The following is a 25287-nucleotide window of genomic DNA, read 5'->3' on the forward strand; positions in this document are numbered from 1 at the left end:
AATGTGCGTCTATCCATAACCCGTCGCTATATCCCGTCGATGACCTCTGCCACGACTTTCAAAAAATCGGTCGTCAGCGCGGTGGGGGGGCGATTGTGATAATACATCGCATAAAGATCGAAGGTCAGCGGCGGCGTCAGCGGACGGATCGCGAGGCCCGGCGCCAGCGCGGCCTGCGCGGTAAAGCTGTCGACGACGGTCAGCCCGACGCCTGCGCGAACGAGCGCGGTCGCGATATAGAAGGTGCGCGCCGACATCGCATGGTCGAACTCGAGCCCGAGCCGGCGCTGTTCCTCGACGAAGATCTCTCCGATCGGGCCGCTCGCCGCGACGCTGATAAAGCGATGTTCGCGCAGGTCCCGAAGCGCGAGACGCGGTGGCGCTTCGGGCAGGTCGGCTTCGCGATAGAGGACGACCAGTTCGCCCTCGCCGAGCCACCGGCTGCCGATCGGGGCGTTCTGCGGCACCTCGACCGCGATCGCGACGTCGGTTTCGCGCTCGTAGAGCTTGCGGACCAGATCGTCATGATGGACCGTCTGCAGGTCGAAATTGACGTGGGGATGGCTGGTGAGGAACCGCGCGACGGCTTCGGGCAGGACGCCGAGCGCCAGCGACGGGAGCGCGGAGATACGCAGCTTCATTCCGGCGCCGCGGCGCAGGTTGCGCGCGCCTTCGCGCAGCGCGTGAACGCGGTCCTGGATTTCGTTGACCTCGGCGAACAGCGCGTGCGCGTCGTCGGTCGCGACGAGGCGCCCGGCCGAGCGTTCGAACAGCGGGAAGCCGAGGATCGATTCGGCGTGGCGCAGCGTCTTCGACACCGACGGCTGCGAAATATTGAGCGCGCGCGCCGCGGCGCTGACCGACCCGTTGGTGTAGACCGCGTGGAATATCTCGATATGGCGCAGGTTCATCCCCGCCATGGCGAGAGTCCGTACTCAATTATGGCGGCGTCCCTGCGGGATTTGATCAAAATGGTCCATTGCTTCGTCGAGAAGTCTCGAAATATCGGCGGCATATGTCTTCGCCTTCTCTCCTCGCACTGAGCCATTTTGCTTGAAACCTCGACGACGCCCTAATTGGGTACGGACCCTAGCCTTGCCCTGCCCCGCGGCAAGATATTTTGCATTGCAGCAAGGCGGGGCGCCGTGCCTCAGCGCGGCCGGAGCAGCACGCGGCCATAACGTTCGGCGACCGGTTTTCCTTTCGCGAGCGCGGCCTTTCCGTTGACGAAGACATAGTCGATGCCGACCGAATAGGCGTGCGGCCGCTCATAGGTCGCAAGGTCGCGTATGTTATCGGGATCGAAGACGATCACGTCGGCAAAAGAGCCTTCGCGCAGCAGGCCGCGGTCGGGAACGCCAAGGATCTTCGCGGGCAGGCCGGTCGCGGCATGGATTGCCTGCGCCATCGGGATCACCGGCTTGTCGAGCACATAGCCTCGCAACTTGCGCGGGAAGGCGCCATAGGCGCGCGGATGTTCGGACGTCTTGCCGAAATGCGGCAGGCCGCCGTCGGTCGAGGTCATCGTCCACGGCTGGCGCATGAAGGCCTCGACATCGGCGTCGCTCATGTTGAACGAGACGGTCGGCGCGCCGCCCGCGATCAGCATGTCGATCGCGGCGTCGAGGGGATCCATGCCCTTGATCCGGCCAATCTCGTCGAGCCTCTTGCCCTCGAGCGACGGGTCGGGTGCGAAGCTGCGGATCATCAGCGCGTGCGGCCCGGCGCGGCGTTCGAGGTTCGGCACCATCTCGGCGCGGATCTTCGCGCGCATCGCGGGATCCCGGAGCCGCTTGGCGAGCGCGGCCGCGCCGCCCTCCTGCGCCCAGCCGGGAACGAGCGAGGCCATCAGGCTCGATCCCGACGCCGAATAGGGATATTGGTCGGCCCAGATCTCAAGCCCATCGGCGCGCGCCTTGTTGATATTGGCGATGACGTCGGCCGACTTGCCCCATACCTGTGGCCCCAGCACCTTGATATGGGTGACGATGCCGGGGATTTTCGCTTCGCGCGCGACGGTGATCACTTCGTCGACCGCGGCAACGACGCCGACGTCGTAATTGCCTTCGTCGCGGATGTGGCTGATGTACAAGGCGCCGGGGAAGCGCGCCGCCGCCTTGGCGAGGCCGACGATTTCGGCGGTGTTCGAATATTTGCCCGGAATATAGAAGGGGCCGTCGGACAGGCCATAGGCGCCCGCCGCCATCGCCGCAGTGACGAGCCCTTCCATTTTCGCCTGCTCATCGGCGGTCGCGAGCCGCGCGACATCGCCCATTACCGCGCGCCGCACCGCATTGTGGCCGATCAGCGGGATGACGTTTACCCCGGGGATGTTGGTGTTGAGGTCGACGATCTGCTGGCCGAGTTCGGCCGGCCCGCCGCCGTCGGGGTTGATCGCCAGCGTGGTGATCCCCTGGTGCAGCATCGGCAGCGCGGCGGCGAGCTCCTTCGTCTGGATGTTCGGCGCGGCGTGCGAATGGGGGTCGATGAAGCCCGGCGCGACGATCCGGCCGGCGGCATCGACCAGCGTCGTCGCCGTCGCGCCGGCCGGGATCGAACCGACCGCCGCGATGCGGTCGCCCGTTATAGCGACGTCGGCGGTGCGCGCGGGACCCCCCGTACCGTCATAGAGCGTACCGCCACGGATCAGCACGTCATAATGCTGGGCGAAGGCGGGCGCGGTGCTGGCGAGCAGCGCCGCGAGCGAGAGCGTAAGGCGTTTCATCGACCGTCCTTTCGTCACAGCTTGAAGCGGATGCCGACGCGATAGGTCCGGCCGAGCAGGTCATAGAGCGACTGGTTGGTCGCGGGCGTCGCATAGGCGCTGCCCGCAGGCCCCGCCGCCACGACCGCCGGATCCTTGTTGAGCAGATTGTTCACCGCGAGATAGAGTTCGAGCTCCTTGCCCGCCATTTCGACGTCGAAGGTCAGCGAGGTATCGAGATAGAAGGCGCCCGCGATATGATTGTCGTTGATCGTCGGGTTGGTGACCGACGTCGCCGGGCAGCCCGACGTGCATTCGACGAAGCTGGTGTCATAGACGCCGCTCGAAATGCCGCGCCCCGTCAGGTTGAGATTGAAGCCGTCGGTCGCCCAATTGGCCTGGATGCGATACAGCCATTTGGGCGTCCCGCCGGGCGCGTTCTGGCCCACCGTGTCGGTCGGGTCGTCGATGCCATTGTCGAAATAATTCTTGATATAGCGCGTCGCCATCGCGCGCAGCGTCAGGTCGCCGCTGCCGACCGGCACCCGGTACGAGCCTTCGAAGTCGATCCCCGTCGCGCGCTGGACCGCGAAGTTGAACGGGGTTTCGAAGACCTGGAGATTGTTGTCGAAATCATTGGGTCCGCGCGCGACCGCGTCGCAGAACGCCTGCACCCCTTGGGCGCAGCGATTGACTATCTTTTGCGCCGGAACAGTGCCGATCGCGTTCTTGATCTTGATATCATAATAGTCGACCGACAGCGCGAAACCGGGGATGAAGCGCGGTTGCAGTACGACACCGACGCCCCACTGGTCGGCCTTTTCGGGGTCGAGCAGCGGGTTGCCGCGCGTCGTTCCGGCGAATTGCACCGACGCATTATCCTGCGTCGGATCGAGCAGCACGTTGATGCGCGTCGATCCCGCGGTGAACAATTCGCCGAGGTTCGGCGCGCGAATGTCGCGCGATCGCGTCGCGCGGAAACGGATGTCGGGAATCGGTTCCCAGGTCAGCCCCGCCTTCCATGTCGTGACATAGCCCGAGGTCGAATAGTCGGTGCCGCGCACCGCGCCGTTGAGGTCGAGCCCCTCGAACACCGGCACCGCGAGTTCCAGATAGGCCTCGCTGACATTGTAGGAACCAAAGCTGGGGAGGAAGTTGCCGACGAACCAGCCGGTCTGGAATTCTTCCGCCACGTCGCCCGACACTTTCTCGCGCCGGTGCTCGCCGCCGATCGCGACCGACACCGGCCCGGCGGGCAGCTCGAAGGCGTCGAACGACAGGTTGGCCGCGAAGACGTCCTGCTGGAACTTCTGGCGGCGGAATGGATTGCCGAGCACATAATCGAGCCCTTCCTGGCTCGCGGTGCCGATGCCGATGCGGTTGAACGGCACGCAGCCATTGTCGGGGCTGGTGAGCGACGAGCGGCAGACGATCGTGCCCGCAGGCACGCCGAGCGCATTGCCGGCGGGCGCGAACACGGCATCCTGCGCGAGCGCGAGGCGCGCATTGTTGCTGATGTCGCGCGCCATTTCGCGCGTGCGGCTGATCCCCTTTTGATAATAGACGTCCCAGCGCGCGCTCGATCCGAAGAGGTCGAATTCGCCGTTGGCGCCGACGACATAGCGCTGCAATTCGCGCCGCGTGTCATTCTTGCGGACCGGCAGATTGGCATTGGTGGTGCCGAGTTTGAACCGGTCGATGCCGCGAAGCGCCAGCTCGTCGCGCACCGATTGCGGCAGGAAGGCGTTGTCCGATTGGATCGTGACGTTGCCCTGGTTGAGCTGGATGCCGAGATTGCCGAGATTCTTCGACTTGGCATAGGACGCCTGGACGAAGAGGTTGAGCCCGTCGGAGACCTCGAAGCTGAGGCGTCCGAACAGGCTCTTGCGGTTTTCGGCGGGGTCGAGCGACTGAAAGCTGTTCACCTGCGTCGATTCCCAGTCGCCGCCGATCATCCACGGGTCGCGGACGGTGCCATAGTCGAACTGGCCGACCGCACCGCCGCGGCCGAAGACGGTGCCGCGCAGCGCGGTATCGGTGATGATGCCGCCCGGCGTCGCGAGGCTGAGCCCCGCGCCCGGCACGACCAGCCGTTCGGGTTCGCCGTTGCCCACGGCATAGGCGGGGTTGGTGATCATGTACCAGCCCTGCTGGTTCCAGTCGCGCGGCACGCTGTGCAGCCCGTCCTTGATCGCGATCTCGCCATTCAGGAGCAGGTGCCCGCGTCCGCCTGCAAAGGCGGTGCCCGCGGTCAGCGTCGCGCGATAATTGGGTGCATCGCCATAGGTGGTGATGCCATATTCGGCCGATCCCTTGATCCCCGTATATTCCTTGTCGAGGATGAAGTTGACGACGCCCGACACGGCGTCGGAGCCATAGGCCGCCGAGGCGCCGCCAGTCACGATCTCGACGCTCTTGATCAGGCCTTGCGGAAAGGTGTTCACGTCGACGAGCCCGGTCATCGTCGATCCGACCGACCGCTGGCCGTCGAGCAGCACGAGCGTGCGCGCGGTGCCGAGCGCGCGCAGGTTGAGCGCGTTGACGCCGGCGGTGCCCGCGCTGATGTTGAGGTTCGAGCTGGCCGGCGTGACGCTGCCGACAAGCGAGGGGATGTCGTTGACATAGTCGGCGATATTCGCGGGCGCCGAGCTTTCGATATCCTCCGAATTGAGCACGGTGAGCGGGGTCGGGGCGCGGAAGCCGTCGCGCTGGATGCGGCTGCCGGTCACGGTGATTTCCGCATCGGCATAGGTTTCGGCGGCGGGCGCGGGCGCTTCCTGCGCGAGAACGGGTGCGCCCCACAGCAGCGCGGTGGCGAGAGCCGCGGTCGATACGATCGGCGTTGATCTGATCATGTGTCTTACCCCTTGTTTTGTTTGTTTATTTTTTGCGTGAAGGACGCCTCCGTGCCACCGGGCGACCGGCGCGTTTCCCTGGATTATTGGCAGCCCGCCACCGGCGTGCGCGGCAGCGGCTTTCCGCCTGCGGCACCGGTCGGCGCGCCGTCTTCGAGCGCGAGCACCCCGTTGACGAGAACGAAGCGCATCCCTGTCGAAAAGAGCGCCGGATCCGCATAGTCGGCGCGCGGGGCGAAGGTCTCGGGATCGAAGGCGATGACGTCGGCGAAGGCGCCGGCCTTGAGTTCGCCGCGGTCCTCCAGCCCGAACAGGCGCGCGGTGGTGGTCGTGCTCTGCGCGATGAAGCGACGGAGGTCGAGGACGCGCTTGTCCTTCACATAGGTCGCATATTTGCGCGCATAGGAGGCGTAGTAGCGCGGGTGGCCGCGCGAGGCGTCCGAACTGGTGACGACCCACGGGCGGGTCATGAAGGCGGCAATGTCGGCCTCGCTTTGGTTGAACGAGGCGACCCCCGCCTCGCGCTGGCGAAGCACCGCGATCGCGGCATCGACCGGATCGACGCCTTGTTCCTTTGCGACATCTTCGAGAGTCTTGCCCTCGACCCCTGCGGGCCCCGAGGTGATGAGTAGCGATGCGGGACCGCCGCGGCGGCGCAGATTCTCAGCGATCTCGGGCCGCATCCGCGCCATCGTGGCGCCGTCGTCGAAACGCTTCAGCATCGCCGCGCGCCCGCCGTCCTGCGCCCAGCGGGGGAGGAGCGCGGCCGAAAGCCCCGTGCCCGACGCCGACCAGGGATATTGGTCGGCATGGACGACCTGGCCGGCCTTTTGCGCCTTCTCGATCTGCGCGATCACCGCGCCGGCCTGGCCATGCACATCGACGCCGAGCGCCTTGATATGCGCGATATGCACCGGAATGCCGGCGTCGCGGCCGATCGCGAGCGCTTCATCGACGGCGGCGGCGAGGCCGATCGTATAGCTCGATTCATCGCGCAAATGGCTGTCGTAGATGCCGCCTTTTGCCGCCGCTGCCTTGGCGAGCGCGACCACCTCGTCGCGCTTGGCGAAGCTTTGCGGCGCATAGAAAAGGCCGGTCGACAGGCCCAGCGCGCCATCGCACATCGCCTTGTCGACAAGGTCGGCCATCTGCGCGAGCTCGGCGGGCGTGGGGGCGCGATCGGCGGCGCCGATCACCTTGGCACGCACCGCGCCGAGGCCCACATAGGCAGCGAAATTGATCCCGAAGTCGCGCATCGACTGGCCGAGGCCCGCTTCGCCATCGCCACTCGCGGCCTTTGCGGTTCCGAATGTGCGAGCGATATCGGGATCGCCGCCACCATCGACGCCGATGAAGGCGGTTGTGACGCCCTGCGTCAGGAAGGGGAGGACGAGCCGCGCGGCGGGATCGGAGGAGGCGAGCGCCTCGTTCACATGGGTGTGGGGATCGATGAAGCCGGGCGCGACGATCAGCCCGGTCGCGTCGATCGTTCGCGTCGCCGTTCCGGGCGCCTTGGGCCCGACATAGGTGATGCGGTCGCCGCGTATCGCGACGTCGCCGCGAAAGGGTGCGGCCTCGCCGCTATAGACCGTGCCGCCGCGCAGGATCACGTCGGCTGCGACCTCCGTCTGGGCGGTTCCTTGCGGCACCGCGATGGCGCCCGCGACGCAAAGCGCGGCGATCGCGGTGGTTGTCCTGAGAGAGCGGATCATGTGCGACACCCCTTTTTTCTTACATAGCTAAGGACTTTATGCCGTTCCCCAAAAGCCTCGTGCGGGCGGCGTCAAGACACCTGTGCCGTGTCCGACGCCGCCCGGCCGATCGTTCGCCAGCCACAAGGGGCCGTCGAGATCGACGAAGGCCGATCGCGCCGCGATTATCAGCGCGGGCGCGATCGACAGGGACGAGGAAATCATGCTGCCGGTCATCACGCCCAGCCCCGCGGCGGCGGCGGCATCGGCGAGCGCGAGCGCGCCGGTCAGCCCGCCGGTCTTGTCGAGCTTGATGTTGATGACCTGGTATTTTTCGGCGAGCGCGCCGACGTCGCCCGCGACATGCGCTGATTCATCCGCGGCGATCGGGACGAGTGGGGCGAAGCCCGCGAGCGCGTCGTCGTCGTCGGCCGGGAGTGGCTGTTCGAGCAGGTCGATGCGCAATTCGGCGAGCAGGGGCTGGAGCCGCTCGACCTCGGCGAAGGTCCAGCTTTCGTTGGGATCGACGATGACGCGCGGGGCGGGCGCTGCATTGCGCACGGTGCGGATCTGCGTTTCGGGGTCGCTGCTGTCGACCTTGATCTTGATCAGCGGGACGCGGGCGAGCGCGCGGGCGGCGGTGCCCATCGCGGCGGGATCGTCGAGGCTGACGGTGATCGCCGTCGGGGTCGCGCCCAGCGGCGGGCGGCCGAGGCGGGCGGTGACGCATTCGCGCGACGATTTCGCCTCGAGATCCCATAGCGCGCAGTCGACCGCGTTACGCGCCGCGCCCGCGGGCATGATGTGCTGAAGTTCGTTGCGCGTCGCGCCGGCCTCGATCGCGCCGCGTGCCTCCTCGATCGCCGCAAGCGCGCTCGCGATCGATTCGCCATAGCGCGGATAGGGCACGCCTTCGCCGCGCCCGGTGACACCGTCGCAGCCGATTTCGACCGTCACCACATCCGCGACGGTCTTGACCCCGCGCGAGATGCGGAACGGCCGGGCTAGAGGGAAAGCGTCGCTTTGCGCGGCGAGGGTTCGAAGCATGTGGCGATCCAGTCGATGATGGGATCTACTCCCATGGAAAAGGGGTCGGTGCAGGGCAGGCCGAGCGCGTCGGCGGTCTCGGCGCACAGCCGTTCTGCCTCGGCAGGCGAAAGCTTGGAGGTATTGAGCGCGACGCCGACGGCGCGGACGCCGGGGTTGGTGAGCCCCGCGGCCTGAAGGTTCGCGTCGAGGGTCTCCCGAAGCCCGGGCATGGGATAGTGCGGCAGCCCGCGCATGTGCGGGCGCACGGGGTCGTGGCAGAGCACCAGCGCGTCGGGCTGCGCGCCGTGCAGGAGGCCCGTCGAAACCCCGGCGAAGGAGGGGTGGAAAAGCGAACCCTGACCCTCGATCAGGTCCCATCCGTCATCGTCGCGCGCGGGCGACAACTGTTCGATGGCGCCCGAGATGAAATCGGCGATCACCGCGTCGAGCGGCACGCCGCTGCCGGCGATCAGAATGCCCGTCTGGCCCGTCGCGCGGAAATCGGCCGCCATGCCCCGCGCGCGCATCGCGCGTTCGAGGCAGAGAGTCGCGTACATCTTGCCGACCGAACAATCGGTGCCGACGGCGAGCAGACGCTTGCCGGCGCGGCGCTTGCCATTGCCGATCGGGATGTCGGGGCGCGGATCGCGGACGTCGTGGAGCGTGCGGCCATGGCGCCTGGCCGCTTCGACCAGCGCCGGCTCGTCGCGCAGCCGGTTGTGGAGGCCGGAGGCGACGTCGAGCCCCGCCTCGATCGCCGCGACGGCATCGCGGACGAGGTCGTCGCCCAGCTTGCCCCCCGCATTGGCGATGCCGAGCACAAGCGTCCGGGCGCCTGCGGCGACCGCTTCGGCAAAGCCCATGCGAGGCAGGCCCAGCGACAGCTCGCAATCGTCATGGCGGAATTCGCCGATACAATCGTCGGGCCGGAAAACCGCAAGGCCGCGCGACGTCTTGATGCCGACTTCGTCGTTCACATGGCCAAGATAAAGAAGATAGGGGCTGGCGATCATGAAATGCCTCTCAGGTGGGGACGCAGGCATCATGATCGAAGCATGGCGTGCGCGCGTCTTCAAAGGCGATACAGGCCCATAACCGGTGGCTATATATTCGACTAACATACTTCTGCGACAAATCTTGTCAGATAAATAGGCCAATTCAATCGGGGTCGTCTGCGAGAGGGTTAAGCATGAAAGTTTCGAAGTCGATAAGGCGTGCCATGCGCGGGGCTGCGGCGACCGCCGCGGCATTTGCGCTGCTCGCGGGGCCGTGCGCGCACGCGGCGACCGGGCAAGCCACGGCACGGTCCGCCGCGCCGGCACCGGCGGAGCAGGCCAAGCGCCCCAATGTGATCGTCATCCTCGTCGACGACATGGGATTTTCGGATATCGGGCCCTATGGCAGCGAGATCGCCACGCCCAACCTCGACGCGCTGGCCAAAAACGGCCTTCGCTTCACCCAATTCTACAATACGGCGCGTTGCAGCCCGTCGCGCGCGTCGCTGCTGACGGGGCTTTATCCGCACGAAGCGGGAATGGGAGGGCTCGACAGCGCCGTGCGCGCCGGGGCGGGCGGTTTGCAGGGCCGTATCGCCGACCGCGCGGTCACGATCGCCGAGGTGCTGAAGCCCGCAGGCTATTTCACGGGAATGGCGGGTAAATGGCATATCGGCGCGCAGAACGGCACGCCGCCGAAAGAAGTGGGGTTCGACCGATCCCTCTTTCACAAGGGCGGGACCTATTTCCCGAACCAGCCGGGCCGCGAGTTCGCCATGATCGACGGTCAGCGCACCCGGCTCGATTCGCCCGAAGTGGGCAAGGGCGAATGGTATGCGTCGGACATGCTGGTCGACTGGACCGTGCGTTTCGTTGATGAAGCGAAAGCGGAAGGAAAGCCCTTCTTCCTCTATCTGCCGTTTACCGCCGTCCATTTCCCGGTGATGGCGCCCGCCGACGAGATCGCGAAGTTCAAGGGCAAATATATGGCGGGCTGGGAAAAGCTGCGCCGCGACCGCTTCGAGCGCCAGAAGGCGATGGGGCTGATAGCCCCCGATGCGGCGCTGCCCGGCGCGCTGCCCGAAGCCTATGACTGGGACAAGATGTCGGCCGCGGACAAGGATCGGTTCGACACGATCATGGCCGTCTATGCCGCCGCGGTTTCGCGGATGGACAAGGCGGTCGGAACGCTGGTCGCCGACCTGAAGGCGCGCGGCGAGTTCGACAACACGTTGATCCTCTTCATGTCGGACAATGGCGGCAACGCCGAAAGCGGCCCCGACGGACGCACCGGCGCGGCGCCGTGGGGCGGGAAGAATTCGAACGTCTTCGTCGGGCTCAACTGGGCGACACTCCAGAACACGCCGTTCCGCTATTTCAAACATTATGCCGAGGAAGGCGGGATCGCGACTCCGCTGATCGCATCGTGGCCCGCCGGGATCGACGCGAAGGCTCGCGGCACGATGGTGCGCGAGCCCGGCCATCTGGTCGACGTGATGCCGACGCTCGTCGAACTCGCGGGCGCCAAATATCCGGCGCGCTTCGACGGGCACGACATCCGCCCGATGTCGGGGCGCAGCTTTGCCGGCGCGTTCGAAGGCGAGGCACTGACGCGCAGCGTGCCGATATTCTGGGAGCATGAGGGCAACAAGGCGGTGCGTGACGGCAAGTGGAAGCTGGTCGCGCAATTCGGCACGCCCTGGCAGCTTTATGACATGAGCAGCGACCGGACCGAGACGCGCGACCTTGCCGCCGCGCACCCCGACATCGCCGCGCGCATGGCGAAGCAGTGGGAGGACTGGGCCGCGAAAAGCTTCGTCGACCCGTGGCCGAGGAAGGTCGACGGCGGCGTGGTGAAGGGCCGGCTGGAAGGCGGCAAGGCGCCGGGACCGGGTAAAGGCAAGCGCGGCAAGGGGAAGCGCAAGCGTGCGCGGGCCGCGGCGGGCGAATGACGCGCACGGCGCCCGGTGCGCCCCAAAAAGAAGCCCGCAATCGCCAGGTGGCGATTGCGGGCCAATGGGACCCAAGGAGGTTGGGATCAGAAGCGGAAGCGGACGCCGACGCGGTAGATCGTCTCGAGGAAACGCGTCTGCCACGGATAGCTGTGGCCCTCGGCGTCATATTGCCGGCGGTTCGTTGCCGCCGCGCCGAGCAGGTTCGTCGCGCTGAACGCGATCGTCACATTCTTCGTCGGATCGAGCGTCGCGTTGAAGTCGAGGCTGCCGCGGCCATCCTCGATGATCGGTGTTGTCGGGCCGAGCACCGCATTCCCGAGCAACGGATCGTTGACCCGGTTATAATCGGCCACGAAGTCCGAACGGTAGTTATACGAAAGCCGGGCCGAGAAGGACTGGTTCTCGTAAAAGACCGACGCGTTCGCGATATGGTTCGACACACCGGCGATCCGCTGCTTGCCCGGCAGGGTCGCGGCCAGCGCATCGGGCAATTCGGTTCCATGGTCGATATAGGTATAGTTCGCGAGGACACCGAAATTCTGCAGCCATTCGGGCAGTTGCGGGAAGCGCAGGAAGGTGCGGAACGCCGCTTCGATGCCGCGCAGGCGGCCTTCGCCGCCGTTGAACGGACGTGTGACGCGCAGCCGGCCGAATTCGGCGTCGTCGATATCGGTCGTGAAATCGGAGATGAAGCCGGTCACGTCGCGCTGGAAGGCGCCGAAGGTCAGCGAGCCGCCGCGCGAGAAATACCATTCGAGCGACGCGTCGTAATTCTGCGACTTGATCGGATCGAGGTCGGCGTTGCCGCCCGAAGCATTGCGGACGCAATCGACATCGTTCGGATCGGTGTTGCAGATCGCCGAAGGCGCGCCGATGGTCAGCGACGGGTTGAGGTCGCCGAAACCGGGACGCGTGCGCGTTTCGGTGAAAGCGAGGCGGAGTTGCAGCTTCGGTGCCAGGCGAATGCGCGCGCTGATGTTGGGCAGGAAGTCGGTGTAGCTATTCGACTGCGACACCGGCGTCACCGTGGTAACGCCGCCCGTTGTTACCCGGTCAAAGCCGTTGATTTCGGTCTCGGTGCGAACGGCGCGCAAGCCGACGAGGCCGTCGACCGTCATGCTGCCGATGTCGAAGGCATAGCGGCCCTGGACATAGCCCGCATATCCCTTTTCGTTGCCGAAATAGACCCGGTCGAGCGGCGGGACTTCGGTGCGGTCGCCCGTGAGGTCGCGCAGGAAGTCCAGATTGTCCATGATGCTGTCGGTGGTCGGGGTCAGGAAAACGCGCGTGACCGGCACCTTGTCGCCGCGAAAGCCCGGTGCGACGGTGCTGTATTCGAGCGGCAGCAGCGAATAGAATTGGCCGGCGGGCGCGTTGCCGCTTTCCGAATAATTGGCGAAATCGAAGTCGCGGCTGTTGAAGCGGACGCCGGCCTGGACGTTGGTAATGCCCGTCGGCCCCATCCGGTAATCGAGGTCGAGCCGCCCCTGCCAGTCGCGGCCGTGGTTGCGCTCGCCATTCTCGCCGAGCCCCACCATGCGATAGCGCGACGGGTCGTTGACGGGGAAATCGTCGACGACGACGGTGCCGCCACCGGCGCCGATATCGGTGTCGAAATCATAGGTGCGCGTCGGTTGCGGGACGACGAGCGAATAGTTGAACTGCGTCGTCCGCCGCGTGAAGGTCGAATCGGTGAAGGCGACGTCGCCCGTGATCTTCAGCCCGTCGCGCTTCCAGATAAAGCCGGTGCCCGCCTGATAGGTGTCGGTCTTTCCCGTCACGACATTCTGGTTGCCGGTCGGGATGCCGCCGGCAGTCGCCGTCATGCTCTTGACCTGGTTGGTGCCGGAGAACAGTTCGATGTCGCTCAGATTGGCCTGCACGCCCGAGTTGATCTGGAGGTTGCTGCCATAGCCGCTGCTCCGATAGCCTTGGAACAGGAAGTCGGCATAAAATTCGAGTTCGTTGCTCGGCCGCCATTGCAGCGCGGTCGCCACCGACGGGCGATAGCGGTCGGCGGTGTTATAGTTGATGTTGACGAACGACGGATAACGGATCGTGCCGAGCCCGGGCACGTTGTTGCGCACGAGGATCGCCTGCGCGACGTTGCGCGAGGAATCGAGGAATTTGAGGTCGGTGTAGGATCCCTCGATCAAGAAGCCGATCTCGCCGATCCCCGTGTCCCACCGTTTGCTGAGGAGGAGGTTTGCGTCGACGCCCAGCTTTTGCGATTGCTTCCAATGCACCCCGCTGATGCCGCCCGCGATGCGGTCGCCTTTGAAGTCGAGCGGTTTGCGGGCACGCACGTCGATCAGGCCCGCGACGCCGGGTTCGAGCAGATTGGCACTGCCCGATTTATAGACGTCGAGGCGCGCGATGCTGCTCGACGGGAAATCCTGGAGCGCGACGGCGCGGCCCTGGCCGGTGAAGAGTTCGCGCCCGTTGTATGTCGTCGCGATATTGGGCAGGCCGCGCACGCGGGTGCCGGCGGCGGTGCCATTAGCATAATCGACCTGGACGCCGGTGATGCGCGCGAGCGATTCGGTCGCGGTGACGTCGGGCAGCTTGCCGATATCCTCGGCCACGATCGAATCGACGATCTGGTCCGAATCCTCCTTGATCGCCTGCGAGGTTTCGAGGCTGCGCTGAATTGCGGTGACGACGATCGCGTCGTCGGCCTGCGGATCTTCGGGCGCCGAGTCGACGGTGACCTGCCCGTCCTGGTCCTGTGCCAGCGCCGCCGAAGGCATGGCGATGAGCCCCAAGGCCGATGTCGTGCACGCCAGGATTATCTTGTTTCGCATTGTGAACTTCTCCCCCTTCAAATCTGATATGTATAGAATTAATATGATAAAATTCGGCGCGAAGCCGCCGGTTAGCTGCCCGTGCGCTATCTGGCGCGGCGCCGGGGAAAGGCTGGTTGCGGCAAGCTCGCGATCCACTTCGAAAGCTTCGCCGACAGCTTGGCGGCGGTCGCGGGATCTTCGGTCTTTCGATCACGCTGTTCCCGCCGATCCTCTTCGATATTGTAGAGTTCGGCGCCACCGCCGTCGGCGTTCATCAACAGCTTCCACGGGCCCGAGCGGATCGAATAGAGCGGGCCGAAGGCTTCGCCGCCGGGGCGTGCGATATGGCTGTAGATGTCGGGGCGCGTGGCGATCGGCTGGCCGCGCCAGGCGGCGGACATATCGATGCCGTCGATCCCCGCTGGCTTTTCGGCGCCGGTGATGGCCGCGAGGGTCGGAAGCAGGTCGACCGCCTGCGTCACGCTCTGTGCGTCGCGGCCGCCGCCGGCGATATGGCCGGGCCAGCGCACGATCAGAGGCTGGCGTATTCCGCCTTCGTACAGGCTCGCTTTCCGGCCGCGATAGGGCGCCGCCGACCCCGGGGTATCGGCGCCGATGGTGGGGCCGTTGTCGGAGGTGAAGACGATCAGCGTATCGTCAAGCTCGCCGGCCTGCCGCAGCCCATCGACGAGCCGGCCGATCTCGGCATCCATCGCGACGAGCACGGCGAGGAACTGGTCCTCGCGCGGCGTGGCGCCCTTGCCCTTGGTCGCGGCGAGCTGCGCGGCGCTGGGCACCCACGGCGTGTGCATGTCGGTCAGCCACAGCTGCGCGAACCACGGACGGTCCTTGCTGCGCCCCACGAAATCGATCGTCTTGTCGATGAAGCGGCCGGTGATCTCGGCGCGCGGCAGCCATTCGACCGGGCCCTGTCCCAGTTCGGCGCTCTGCTGGCCCAGCTTGTTGGTAAGGTCGGTCGGCAGGACGCGCGGGCCGAGGCCTTCCCATTGAGTATAGCTTTCGTCGAAGCCATAGGCTGACGGCAGCGGCGCGTCGCCGATGTCGCGCCCGCCACCGAGGTGCCATTTGCCGAAATGGCCGGTAGCATAGCCGGCCTGTCGCATCAGGCGCGGCAGCATGGGGAGCGACGGGTCGAGCCAGTCGGCCTGCCCGAAGTTACGGTTGCGCTTGCGATCGTGGATATAGGTCACGAAACGATCGCGGGCAGGGAAGCGACCGGTCATGAAGCCGGCGCGCGAGGGCGAACAGATCGGCGCGGCATCGTAGAATTGCGTCATCACCATGCCGTCGCGGGCGAGCGCGTCGATGTTCGGCGTCGCAACCAGCTTGTTGCCGGTCAGCGACAGGTCGGCATATCCCATGTCATCGATCAGGATGAAGAGGATGTTCGGCTGCCGCGCCGGCGCGTGCGGAGCCGATTTCGCTGGCGTGTCAGCGGGGGCGACGCCATGGGCGGGTGCCACGCCGGCGCCGAGCATCGCGAAAAGGGCGGCCCCTGCCGCCCCGATCGCCCATCTCCGCGTGTGCCGTGCCGATTTCATCCATTCCTCCCTTGCCCGGCTGTACGCCATCGTTATATCTGTATTATCGTATAATTAAGATGAGTCAAGGTTTCAGCACAGAACGGGAGGGCGAAATGCCGGGGAAATGGATTTGGGCCGCTGGTGCCGCAACGATGATGCACCCCGGCGCCGCTGCGGCGCAGGGCGCGCTCGGCGCGAATTTCAACGAGCATTTCGAGGATGTCGATTATCGGGAAATCGATGACGCGGGCGCCAAATGGATCCGCCTGTTCCTGCCCATGCCGCAGGTCGATCGCGGCGCGGCGGAGCATGGCGCCATCCGCACCACCCTTGAAGCGAGTGCGCGGGGGTACAAGACGATCTTCACGCTGAAATGGCCGCAAACCGACCGCGACTTTGCCAAGGCGGGAAGCGCGGAGTTTGCGCGCGAACTCGCGCGGCTCGATGCCGTGCTGCCGCTGGTGATGGGCAAGGTCGATATTTTGGTGATCGGCAACGAGCCCTATTTCGAAACGCGCGAGCAGGACCGCGACCTCGACCTCAATGCCTTTTACGAAACGATGGCGGGCCGCATCATCGCTTATCGCAAGGCCAATTGTGGCGGCGAGTGCAAGACGAAGCTCTATATGGGCGCGCTCAACCGGCTCGACCTCAAAAAGAATATTACGCCGTCGACCGAACGCTGGCTGGCTTATGTGAAAGCGACGCCCGAGATCGAGGGCGTCAATATCCACCCGCACGTCCCCAGGATCGAGCTGTCGAAAGCCTTCCTCGACTACATCCTGCCGCGGATGCGGCCCGAGCAGACATTCATCGTCACCGAATTTTCGCTCGTCGGCTGGTGGCAGCAGAATCTGACCAAGCCGGTCGCGCCGGCCTTTGCCGACAAGTATCAGGCGCCGCGTAACGCGCAAAACTGGCAGATCATCAAGGCGGCGCTCGAAACGCCTTTCCCCAAGGCGCAGTGGGACGATTTCCTGCGGATGAGCCCGTGGTTCGAGAACCGCAAACATTATCTCGCCAACCAGATGAAGATGTTCCGCGACACCGGCCGGTTGGCGGTCGCGACCTATGGGTTCAAGCAGGGCAGTTCGATGTCGAACAATTTCGGTCCGAAGAAGACGCCGTGGCTGCTAAACAGCGTCTATGCCGGACGGACGATCCGTCCCAATCCCGACGGCACCGCGGCATTCAATTACGCGTGGATAGACGATTTCCGACGGATGCAGGCGAAATAGCCCCGCCGCGTTGCGCGCTCATAATAAATCAGATATATCCTACTCAAGTCGATTAGGAGAGGGTCGTGAAATCCATATTGTCGCGTCGGGCGCTGCTGCTGGCGGGCGCGGGAGCGGTCGCGCTGCCGCGTGTCGCCTTGGGGGCCACCCCGCGCACCAAGCCCAATATCATCGTCATCTATGCCGACGACCTCGGTTATGGCGATCTGGGTTGTTACGGCGCGACAAATCTCAAGACGCCCAACGTGGACCGTCTCGCCGCCCGCGGGACGCGCTTCCTCAACGCCCATTCGCCCTCCGCCACCTGCACGCCGTCGCGCTATGCCCTGCTGACCGGCGATTATGCCTGGCGCGCGTCGGGAACGCAGATCCTGCCCGGCGATGCCCCCGCGCTGATCCGCCCCGGCCAGTTCACCCTGCCGCATATGCTCAGGAAGGCGGGCTATGCGACCGGCGTTGTCGGCAAATGGCACCTCGGCCTCGGCGACGGCAAGGTCGACTGGAACGGCGAGATCGCGCCGGGGCCGCTCGATGTCGGCTTCGACTATGGCTATTTCATGCCCGCGACGCTCGACCGCGTGCCGACGGTACTGATCGAGAACCGGCGCGTCGTGAATCTCGATCCCGCCGACCCGATCCGCGTCGATTACAAGTCTAAGGTCGGCGACGAGCCGACCGGTGCCGAACATCCCGAACAGCTGAAGTTCAAGGGCGATCCCGAACATTCGAACACGATCGTCAACGGCATCAGCCGCATCGGTTACATGACCGGCGGCAACGCGGCGCGTTGGAAGGACGAGGAGCTGACCGACCAGCTGCTCGGCAAGGCGGTCGATTTCGTGACCGCGCGCAGGGACAAGCCATTCTTCCTCTATTTCGCGATGAACGAGCCGCATGTCCCGCGCGCGCCGCATCCACGCTTCGCCGGCACATCGGGCATGGGGCCGCGCGGCGACGCGATCGTCCAGTTCGACTGGACCGTCGGCGCGTTGATGGACAAGCTCGCCGAGCTTGGCATCGCCGACGACACTCTCGTGATCCTCAGCAGCGACAATGGGCCGATCCTGTTCGACGGTTATGAGGACCAGGCGGTCGAACTGGCGGGTGAGTATAAGCCGTCGGGTCCGTACCAGAGCGGAAAATACAGCATTTACGAAGGCGGCACGCGCGTGCCGATGATCGTCAGCTGGCCGGGGCATGTCCGCGAAGGCCATGTGTCGGAGGCGCTAGTCGATCATGTCGATATGGTTGCGTCGCTGGCGGCGCTGGTAGGGCAGGCGCTGCCGCGCGATGCCGCCGTCGACAGCTTCGACATGCTGATGCCGCTGATGGGGCGTAGCGCGCGCGGCCGCGACCATGTGATCGAGGATACCAAGCTGATGGTGACGACGGGGACCACCGTCGCGAGCAGCGGCGCGCGCATCCTTGCGCTGCGTGCCGGCGACTGGAAATTCATTCGCGGCAGCGTCGAGCCGCACGAGTTTCATGGCAATGCGATCGGGACGCTGCCGCGGCACCAGCTCTACAATCTGGCGGGCGATCCCGGCGAGCGGGCGAACCTCGCGGACAAAATGCCCGACCTCACCGCGAAGCTGGCGGGCTGGCTCGACAAAATCGAAAAGGACGGCCGCAGCCGCCCGTGACCAGGATCATGAGGAGATGAAAATGCGGGGATTGTTGACCGCCGTCGCGGCGCTCGCCTGGCTGCCGGGCTTAGCCCAGGCGCAGGGCATTTTGGGGGCGAATTACAACGAGCATTATGAGGACGTCGATTACCGCGACCTCGAAAAGGCCGACGCGCGCTGGGTCCGCCTGTTCGTGCCGATGCCGCAGCTCGACCGCGGCGCCGCCGACCATGGCGCGGTCAAGGCGATCCTCGATGCCCATGCGCGCGGCTACAAGACGATCCTGACGCTGAAATTTCCTTATAATCGCGGCGATTTCCCCAAGGCGGGCACGCCGGCGTTCGCGCGCGAACTGGCGCGTGTCGATGCGGTGCTGCCGCTCGTGGTCGGCAAGGTCGATATCCTCGTCGTCGGCAACGAACCCTATATCGAAAGCCGCGAGCAGGACCGCGACCTCGATCTCAACGCCTTTTACGAGGCGATGACAAAGCGCGTGATCGACTATCGCGCCAAGGCGTGCCCCGGCGACTGTAAGACCCGCCTCTATATGGGCGCGCTCAACCGGATGGATCTCAAGAAGAACCAGACCGCGTCGACCGAACGCTGGATGGCGTTCGTCAAGGCGACGCCCGAGCTCGACGGGGTCAACATCCACCCGCATATCCCGGCGATCGAGGCGTCGAAGCCCTTCCTCGACTATATCCTGCCGCGCATGCGGTCCGAGCAGACATTCATCGTCACCGAATTTTCGCTCATCTGGTGGTGGCAGCAGAATATGAAGGGCGTCGTCGCGCCGGCCTTTGCCGACAAATATCAGGCACCGCGCACCGCGCAGAACTGGCAGATCATCAAGGCAGCGCTCGAAACGCCGTTCCCCAAGGCGCAATGGGACGACTTCCTGCGGATGAGCCCGTGGTTCGAGAACCGCAAACATTATGTCGCGAACCAGATGAAGATGTTCCGCGACACCGGCCGGCTCGCAGTCGCGACCTATGGCTTCAAGCAGGGACGTTCGATGTCGAACAATTTCGGTCCCGACAAGACGCCGTGGCTGATCAACAGCGTGTTCGCGCCGGCGACGATCCGCAAGAATGCGGACGGCAGCGCCGCGCCCAACTATACGATATTCGACGACTTCAAGGCGCTCCAGAAGGGTAAATGACCGTGCAGATGAAGACCTGGATCACCGGCCTGACGCTGGCGGCGCTGTCGCTGGCGCCGTCGGCCGAAGCGCAACAGAAGCTGAAGAGTGCCGTCGCCGACGATATCTTCGCCGACCACCCGTCGATGGACAAGAATGCGACGGTGATGCCCGCCGCAGACGCCAAGCCGGTTGCCGCGATCTTTGCCGAACGGCCGATCGGCGACGCGTCGGTCGCGCGGCTGCCGGGGGGCGGGTGGATCCTCACCGGCACGAGCCTGCGTAGCGGCGCGCGGCACGGCGTCGAACTGTGGACCTCGCCCGACGCGGCGACATGGACGCGCATCGGCCCGGCCAGGATTTCGGGCGAGGGCATCGCGCCCGGCGACGTGTCCGAACGCTATCTGGCCCCGTCGGTGACGGTTGCGGGCGACAAGCTGTATCTGGCTTTTTCCGACAAGACCGGTTGCGCGCGCGTCGCGACGGGGCTTGCGGCGCAGCCGGGGGGTGCGTTCAAGGCTTCGCCGTGCCTTGTTGATGGTGCGTCCGACGTGTCACTGTTCGTCGATACGGACGGCACCGGCTATCTGCTCTGGGGTGGCGGCTCGATTGCGAAGCTGGCTCCGGGTTTCGGCAAGCTCGCCGAAGCGCCGCGCTTCCTCAAACCCGATCAGGCGCTGTTCGCCAAGCATCCGCCGGTCGGCAAGGATTGGCCGGTACGCACCCGCGTCGGAACGCGCGGCGCGGCGATGGTCCGCGACGGCGACCGCTATGTTCTTGCCGCGAGCGAGGTCACGGGGCGGATGCGCACCGCGACCGAGGATCTGTTCGTGGCAGAGGCGCCAACGCCCTACGGCCCGTTCACGATGCGCGCGCTCGCGGTGCCGCACGCCGGCCGCGGGTCGCTGGTGCGGCTCGACGATGATCGGCTCGCCGCGGTTTATAACCCCAAATGCGACGACGGCTTTGCGATGTTCTGCGAACAGGTCGGGCTTGTGCCACTCGAACGCGCGCCCGACGGGCGGCTGCGGCAGGCGGCGTCGGTGATCACCGAGGATAGCGCCGTCGCCGCGCGCAAGGCGCTGGTGACCAGCGAGACGATGCGCGACCCTTCGGTGACGCTCGGCGGCGACGGCTTCTACTATCTCGTCGGCACGCTCGACGGCTATGGCTATCACAAGCCCGATGGCGGGGTGAAGCTGTGGCGCTCGTCGGACCTCAAGCAGTGGGACGAGGTCGGCTTCATCTGGAAGTGGGAGGGCATGGGCTATGATTTCGGCAAGAATATCGCCGAGCTCTGGGCGCCCGAGATCATGTGGTCGGCGCGCGACAAAACCTATTATCTCGCCTTTTCGGTGATGGAGAAGGGCGTCGGCGGCAAGACCTGGCTCTATCGCTCGACGACCGGGAAGGCCGATGGGCCTTATGAAAATGTCACCAAAAGCTTCTTCGTCAAAGGCATCGACGGCTTTCCGTTCGAGGATGACGACGGCCTTTATTTCCTGTGGGGCGGTGGCAGCATCGGAAAACTCAACGCCGCGCGCAGCGGCTTCGAGGGGCCGGTGCGCAAACTTGTCGACGCCGACGGCGACCATGTCGGTTATGAAGGAAACGGGCTGATCAAGGCGAACGGCGTCTATTTCCTGACCGGCGCCGAATGGCACGGGCCGCTGCGCACGCATGGCACCTACGACATGATGTACGGCACCTCGAAGAGCCTGTTCGGTCCCTATACGCAGCGCCGCATGGGGGCGCCGCACGGCGGCCATGGCACGGCATTCCGCGATAAGCAGGGTCGCTATTGGTACACGATGTTCGGCAACGACCCGACCGCGCCCTGGCGTATGCACTTCGGGCTGGTGCCGATCGATATCGGCGATACCGAATCGATCGGCATCCCGCGGATCGGCGCCGCGCGCGACTAGGCGCGCCCCTCACTATTTTCGTCTGCACACCCAAAGGCCCGCCGTCCCCTTCGAAGGCGGGCCTTTTTTTGTCAGCGATTGGGATGCGTGCTTGTCAGAACTGGAACGGGGCGACCGTGCGCCGTTCGGCGACGAGGAAGGCGTCGGCGACAAGCTGGAGCGGGCGGATGTCGACGTCGCTCTTGCCCGCCGCGACCAGTTCGGCGAAGCGGGAATAGAGGCGCGGATATTCACGATCCGCGCCGGTCGCAGGTTCACCGCCCGGCAGTTCGAGCACGCTGCCGCCCATCGACAGGCGCAACATGCCGGCATCGGTTTCAACCTCGATGTCCCAGCTCTGCGGCCCGGTTTGCAGGAAATCGAGGTCGGCGGTGACCGTGGCATCGCCGCTGCGCATCGCCATCGTCGCGGCGATCGGCGAACTGCGGCAATCGGGAATGTCGATTCGCGCCGCGTCGAGCAGCAGCGGCGCGGGGAGGATCGCGGTCATGATCGACAGTGCGTTGATGCCGGGGTCGAAGACGCCGAAGCCGCCGGCTTCGAGGATCCACTCCTGCCCCGGGTGCCAGCGCCGGATGTCTTCCTTCCACCGGATATGCGCGGTGCGGATCTGCTTGTCGGCCAGCCAGTCCCTCGCAGCAGCGACGCCCGCGGCTTCGCGCGAATGCCAGGTCGCGAACAGGGTGACGCCGCGCGCGCGGGCGTGGTCGGCGAGCGCGGTGATCTCGGTCGTAGTTGCTGCGGGCGGTTTTTCGAGCATGACATGCAGCCCCGCGTCGATCGCCGCCGCGGCGATAGCGTGGCGACCGACGGGCGGGGTGCAGATCGAAACCGCGTCGAGCGCATGATCGGTCGCGATCATTTCCGCGATATCGGTATGGCCCGGCACGCCGTCGAGCCGTGCATGGCGGCTCGCGGTGGCGACAAGCCGGTATCGATCGTCCGCGTCGATGGCCGGAAGATGCTGATCGCGCGCTATTTTTCCAATTCCGACCAATCCCAGGCGAATCATCATTCTTCATCCCATTTTTATTTGTCTGATATATATGCTTCCTATCTGTGCCGGTTCAGGTTATCAACCGATTCCGGCCTTGGGCTGAAAATGTGCATCGAGAAGGATATATATGGGAGACGGGGCGAAAACGCGGCCAGAAGGCAAGGCAGGGTTGCGGTCGCGTGCCTGGTTCGACAACCCGGACAACCCGGATATGACGGCGCTCTATCTTGAGCGATATCTGAACTATGGTTTCAGCATCGACGAATTGCAGTCGGGGCGCCCGATCATCGGCATCGCCCAGACCGGCAGCGACCTGACTCCGTGCAACCGCCACCACATCGAGCTCGCGAAGCGCGTCCGCGACGGGATTCGCGACGCGGGCGGCATCGCGATCGAATTTCCGACGCATCCGATCCAGGAAACCGGCAAGCGCCCGACCGCTGGGCTCGACCGCAACCTCCAGTATCTCAGCCTTGTCGAGGCGATTCATGGCTATCCGCTCGATGGCGTGGTGCTGACGATCGGGTGCGACAAGACCACGCCCGCGTGCCTGATGGCGGCGGCGACGGTGAATCTGCCGGCGATCGCGCTGTCGGTCGGCCCGATGCTCAACGGTTGGTTCAAGGGCGAGCGCACCGGGTCGGGAACGATCGTGTGGAAAGCCCGCGAACTGCTCGCGGCGGGCGAGATCGACTATAAGGGCTTCCTCGAGCTCGTCGCCTCCTCGGCGCCGTCGACCGGCTGGTGCAACACGATGGGCACCGCGACGACGATGAACTCGCTGACCGAGGCGCTCGGCATGTCGCTGCCCGGATCGGCCGCGATCCCCGCGCCTTATCGCGACCGGCAGGAATGCGCGTATCGCACGGGCATGCAGATCGTCGAGATGGTTCTCGCCGACCGCAAGCCGAGCGATATTTTAACTCGCACCGCCTTCCTCAATGCGATCCGCGTCAATTCGGCGATCGGCGGATCGACCAACGCGCCGATCCATCTCAACGCGATCGCGCGCCATATCGGCGTCGAACTGACGCTCGAGGATTGGGAGGCGCAAGGCGCCGACGTGCCGCTGATCGTCAATCTGCAACCGGCGGGCAGCTATCTGGCCGAGGATTTCTATCGCGCGGGCGGGGTCCCCGCGGTGATGGGGCAGTTGCTGCGCGCTGGGCTGATCGATGGCGAAGCGCTGACCGCCAACGGCCAGACGGTGGCGGCGAATATCGGCGAGGCCGATACGCAGGATATCGATATCATCCGCAAACTCGACGCACCGCTGAAGCCTGCGGCGGGGCTGACCGTGCTGCGCGGCAATCTGTTCGACAATGCGGTGATGAAGCTCAGCGTCATTTCGCCCGAGTTCCGGGAACGTTATCTAAGCAATGCGGCGGATCCCGACGCGTTCGAGGGTGTCGCGATCGTGTTCGACGGGCCCGAAGATTATCATAGCCGCATCGACGATCCGGCGCTTGGTGCCGACGCCAATTCGATCCTGATCATGCGCGGCGCCGGGCCGATCGGCTATCCGGGCGGCGCCGAGGTCGTGAACATGCGCCCGCCCGCGGCCCTGATACAGGGCGGCGTCCACGCGCTGCCGTGCATCGGCGACGGGCGCCAATCGGGGACCAGCGGCAGCCCGTCGATCCTGAACGCGGCGCCCGAAGCCGTTGTCGGCGGCGGGCTGGCTCTTGTCCGGACCGGGGATCGCATCCGTATCGACCTTGCCAAGCGCACGGCGAACATGCTCGTCGACGACGCCGAGCTCGAACGCCGCCGCGCCGCGCTCAAGGCCGATCCCGACTATATGCCGCCCGCGCAGACGCCGTGGCAGGAAATCCACCGCGCGCTGACCGGGCAGTTCGACGGCGGCGCGGTCCTCGAAATGGCGGTCAAATATCAGCGCGTCGCGCAGACGCATGGATTGCCGAGAGACAGCCACTGATGTCTGATGTGCGGGTGATCGCGCGCGACGGGCGCGACCGGCTGGGCGAAGGCCCGATGTGGTCGGCGCGGCACGATGCGCTGTTCTGGGTCGATATCCTCGGCCGGCGGATCAACCGCATGGCGCTGGCGGACGGGCGCGTCGACAGTTTCGACCAGCCGCATTACGCAGCCTGGATCATCGAGCGCGAGGCGGGCGGCTTCGTTGCGGGGATCGGCCGCGATATCGTCCGGATCGACCTTGAGGCCGACGAACGGGAGCCGATCGTATCGGTCGATCCGCGCAACGCCGGTAATCGGCTGAACGATGCGAAAGCAGATGCGCGCGGCCGGATCTGGGCCGGGACGATGCCGGTCACCTGCGACCGGCCCTCGGGCGCCTTCTATCGCCTCGATCCGGACGGCGCGCTGGCGCAGGTCGACGGGCCCTATACGATCGCCAACGGTCCGGCGATCGATCCGGACGGCGCCTTCCTGCTACACACCGACACCGCGCGCGGGACGATCTTTCGTTTCGATGTTCGGGACGACGGCTCGCTCGGCGAGGCCGCGCCCTTCATCGTCTTCGACGAGCAATGGGGCAATCCCGACGGGATGACCTTCGACGCCGAAGGCGGCTTGTGGGTCGCCTGTTGGGGGGCTTCGCGCGTCATGCGCTTTGCGCCCGACGGTGCGCCCGATCGTCATATCGACCTTCCTGCGTCGCAAATCACCAGCTGCACCTTTGCCGGCCCCCATCTCGACCGGCTGTTCGTAACCTCGGCGTCTGATGGCGTGACCGAGGAACATGGCGGCGCCTTGTTCGAGGTCGATCCGGGGTGTCGCGGCCTGCCGACGCTGAAATATAAGGGTTAGAGGAGTGAA

At 65.5% G+C, this 25287-nt stretch carries 16 protein-coding genes; 7 read left to right on the forward strand and 9 right to left on the reverse strand.

Features of this window, described 5'->3' with window-relative positions; all coding sequences use genetic code 11:
- Positions 1-26: 26 nt before the first annotated feature.
- The 6 genes from HDC29_RS18400 to dgcN form a co-directional block, all read right to left on the reverse strand.
- Positions 27-911 (reverse strand): LysR family transcriptional regulator, encoded by an 885-nt coding sequence (locus HDC29_RS18400; protein ID WP_179499782.1) that lies wholly within the window; start codon positions 909-911, stop codon positions 27-29.
- Positions 912-1150: 239 nt separating this feature from the next.
- Positions 1151-2725 carry an amidohydrolase family protein gene (locus HDC29_RS18405; protein WP_179499739.1) on the reverse strand — a complete coding sequence of 525 codons (1575 nt, stop codon included), beginning with the start codon at positions 2723-2725 and terminating at the stop codon, positions 1151-1153.
- Positions 2726-2739: 14 nt separating this feature from the next.
- Entirely contained in the window at positions 2740-5559 is a 2820-nt protein-coding gene (locus HDC29_RS18410; protein WP_179499740.1) for a TonB-dependent receptor domain-containing protein, read from the reverse strand.
- A gap of 83 nt (positions 5560-5642) precedes the next feature.
- Entirely contained in the window at positions 5643-7271 is a 1629-nt protein-coding gene (locus HDC29_RS18415) for an amidohydrolase family protein (RefSeq protein WP_179499741.1), read from the reverse strand.
- A 36-nt stretch (positions 7272-7307) separates the two neighbouring features.
- Complete coding sequence (dgcA, locus tag HDC29_RS18420; RefSeq protein WP_179499742.1) at positions 7308-8297, reverse strand: N-acetyl-D-Glu racemase DgcA; 990 nt, start codon at positions 8295-8297, stop codon at positions 7308-7310.
- Positions 8255-9292: an N-acetyltransferase DgcN gene (gene dgcN, locus HDC29_RS18425; protein WP_179499743.1), complete on the reverse strand. Its 1038-nt coding sequence runs from the start codon at positions 9290-9292 to the stop codon at positions 8255-8257. The genes dgcA and dgcN overlap by 43 nt, the downstream gene beginning before the upstream one ends.
- 206 nt (positions 9293-9498) lie before the next feature.
- Here dgcN and HDC29_RS18430 point away from each other — a divergent pair, with 206 nt between their 5' ends.
- Complete coding sequence (locus HDC29_RS18430) at positions 9499-11226, forward strand: arylsulfatase (RefSeq protein ID WP_179499744.1); 1728 nt, start codon at positions 9499-9501, stop codon at positions 11224-11226.
- An 86-nt stretch (positions 11227-11312) separates the two neighbouring features.
- Here the strand turns inward: HDC29_RS18430 and HDC29_RS18435 are convergent, their stop codons facing one another.
- Together HDC29_RS18435 and HDC29_RS18440 are read right to left on the reverse strand one after the other, a co-directional pair.
- Complete coding sequence (locus HDC29_RS18435; protein ID WP_179499745.1) at positions 11313-14033, reverse strand: TonB-dependent receptor; 2721 nt, start codon at positions 14031-14033, stop codon at positions 11313-11315.
- 86 nt (positions 14034-14119) lie between these two features.
- Positions 14120-15577, reverse strand: a complete 1458-nt coding sequence (locus HDC29_RS18440; RefSeq protein ID WP_179499746.1) for a sulfatase-like hydrolase/transferase — start codon at positions 15575-15577, stop codon at positions 14120-14122.
- Positions 15578-15672: 95 nt separating this feature from the next.
- On the opposite strand from HDC29_RS18440, the gene HDC29_RS18445 reads away from it, so the two are divergent.
- The 4 genes from HDC29_RS18445 to HDC29_RS18460 all read left to right on the forward strand — a co-directional run bounded on the left by HDC29_RS18445 (position 15673) and on the right by HDC29_RS18460 (position 21488).
- Complete coding sequence (locus tag HDC29_RS18445; protein ID WP_218844763.1) at positions 15673-16797, forward strand: hypothetical protein; 1125 nt, start codon at positions 15673-15675, stop codon at positions 16795-16797.
- Positions 16798-16862: 65 nt separating this feature from the next.
- Positions 16863-18440 carry an arylsulfatase gene (locus HDC29_RS18450; protein ID WP_373562837.1) on the forward strand — a complete coding sequence of 526 codons (1578 nt, stop codon included), beginning with the start codon at positions 16863-16865 and terminating at the stop codon, positions 18438-18440.
- A 22-nt stretch (positions 18441-18462) separates the two neighbouring features.
- On the forward strand, positions 18463-19584 hold the full coding sequence (locus tag HDC29_RS18455) for a hypothetical protein (protein ID WP_218844765.1): 1122 nt from the start codon (positions 18463-18465) through the stop codon (positions 19582-19584).
- A gap of 8 nt (positions 19585-19592) precedes the next feature.
- Entirely contained in the window at positions 19593-21488 is a 1896-nt protein-coding gene (locus HDC29_RS18460) for a family 43 glycosylhydrolase (RefSeq protein ID WP_257018381.1), read from the forward strand.
- A gap of 94 nt (positions 21489-21582) precedes the next feature.
- Here HDC29_RS18460 and HDC29_RS18465 read toward each other — a convergent pair whose 3' ends face one another.
- Positions 21583-22503, reverse strand: a complete 921-nt coding sequence (locus HDC29_RS18465; protein WP_179499748.1) for a Gfo/Idh/MocA family protein — start codon at positions 22501-22503, stop codon at positions 21583-21585.
- Between the two features lie 109 nt (positions 22504-22612).
- Here HDC29_RS18465 and HDC29_RS18470 point away from each other — a divergent pair, with 109 nt between their 5' ends.
- Together HDC29_RS18470 and HDC29_RS18475 are read left to right on the forward strand one after the other, a co-directional pair.
- A complete protein-coding gene (locus tag HDC29_RS18470) occupies positions 22613-24424 on the forward strand; it encodes an IlvD/Edd family dehydratase (RefSeq protein WP_179499749.1) in 1812 nt (603 codons plus the stop codon).
- Positions 24424-25278: an SMP-30/gluconolactonase/LRE family protein gene (locus HDC29_RS18475; protein ID WP_179499750.1), complete on the forward strand. Its 855-nt coding sequence runs from the start codon at positions 24424-24426 to the stop codon at positions 25276-25278. The genes HDC29_RS18470 and HDC29_RS18475 overlap by 1 nt, the downstream gene beginning before the upstream one ends.
- Positions 25279-25287: the final 9 nt, after the last annotated feature.

This window comes from Sphingopyxis sp. JAI108 (assembly GCF_013410105.1).
Taxonomy (GTDB): domain Bacteria; phylum Pseudomonadota; class Alphaproteobacteria; order Sphingomonadales; family Sphingomonadaceae; genus Sphingopyxis; species Sphingopyxis chilensis.

Bases quoted from the DNA above. Each gene is read 5' to 3' on its own strand.
- HDC29_RS18405 (WP_179499739.1), bottom strand. From the start codon at position 2,725: ATGAAACGCCTTACGCTCTCGCTCGCGGCGCTGCTCGCCAGCACCGCG.
- HDC29_RS18470 (WP_179499749.1), top strand. From the start codon at position 22,613: ATGGGAGACGGGGCGAAAACGCGGCCAGAAGGCAAGGCAGGGTTGCGG.
- HDC29_RS18430 (WP_179499744.1), top strand. From the start codon at position 9,499: ATGCGCGGGGCTGCGGCGACCGCCGCGGCATTTGCGCTGCTCGCGGGG.
- HDC29_RS18460 (WP_257018381.1), top strand. From the start codon at position 19,593: ATGAAGACCTGGATCACCGGCCTGACGCTGGCGGCGCTGTCGCTGGCG.
- HDC29_RS18440 (WP_179499746.1), bottom strand. From the start codon at position 15,577: ATGAAATCGGCACGGCACACGCGGAGATGGGCGATCGGGGCGGCAGGG.
- HDC29_RS18435 (WP_179499745.1), bottom strand. From the start codon at position 14,033: ATGCGAAACAAGATAATCCTGGCGTGCACGACATCGGCCTTGGGGCTC.
- dgcA (WP_179499742.1), bottom strand. From the start codon at position 8,297: ATGCTTCGAACCCTCGCCGCGCAAAGCGACGCTTTCCCTCTAGCCCGG.
- dgcN (WP_179499743.1), bottom strand. From the start codon at position 9,292: ATGATCGCCAGCCCCTATCTTCTTTATCTTGGCCATGTGAACGACGAA.
- HDC29_RS18400 (WP_179499782.1), bottom strand. From the start codon at position 911: ATGAACCTGCGCCATATCGAGATATTCCACGCGGTCTACACCAACGGG.
- HDC29_RS18410 (WP_179499740.1), bottom strand. From the start codon at position 5,559: ATGATCAGATCAACGCCGATCGTATCGACCGCGGCTCTCGCCACCGCG.
- HDC29_RS18445 (WP_218844763.1), top strand. From the start codon at position 15,673: ATGCCGGGGAAATGGATTTGGGCCGCTGGTGCCGCAACGATGATGCAC.
- HDC29_RS18475 (WP_179499750.1), top strand. From the start codon at position 24,424: ATGTCTGATGTGCGGGTGATCGCGCGCGACGGGCGCGACCGGCTGGGC.
- HDC29_RS18415 (WP_179499741.1), bottom strand. From the start codon at position 7,271: ATGATCCGCTCTCTCAGGACAACCACCGCGATCGCCGCGCTTTGCGTC.
- HDC29_RS18455 (WP_218844765.1), top strand. From the start codon at position 18,463: ATGCGGGGATTGTTGACCGCCGTCGCGGCGCTCGCCTGGCTGCCGGGC.
- HDC29_RS18465 (WP_179499748.1), bottom strand. From the start codon at position 22,503: ATGATGATTCGCCTGGGATTGGTCGGAATTGGAAAAATAGCGCGCGAT.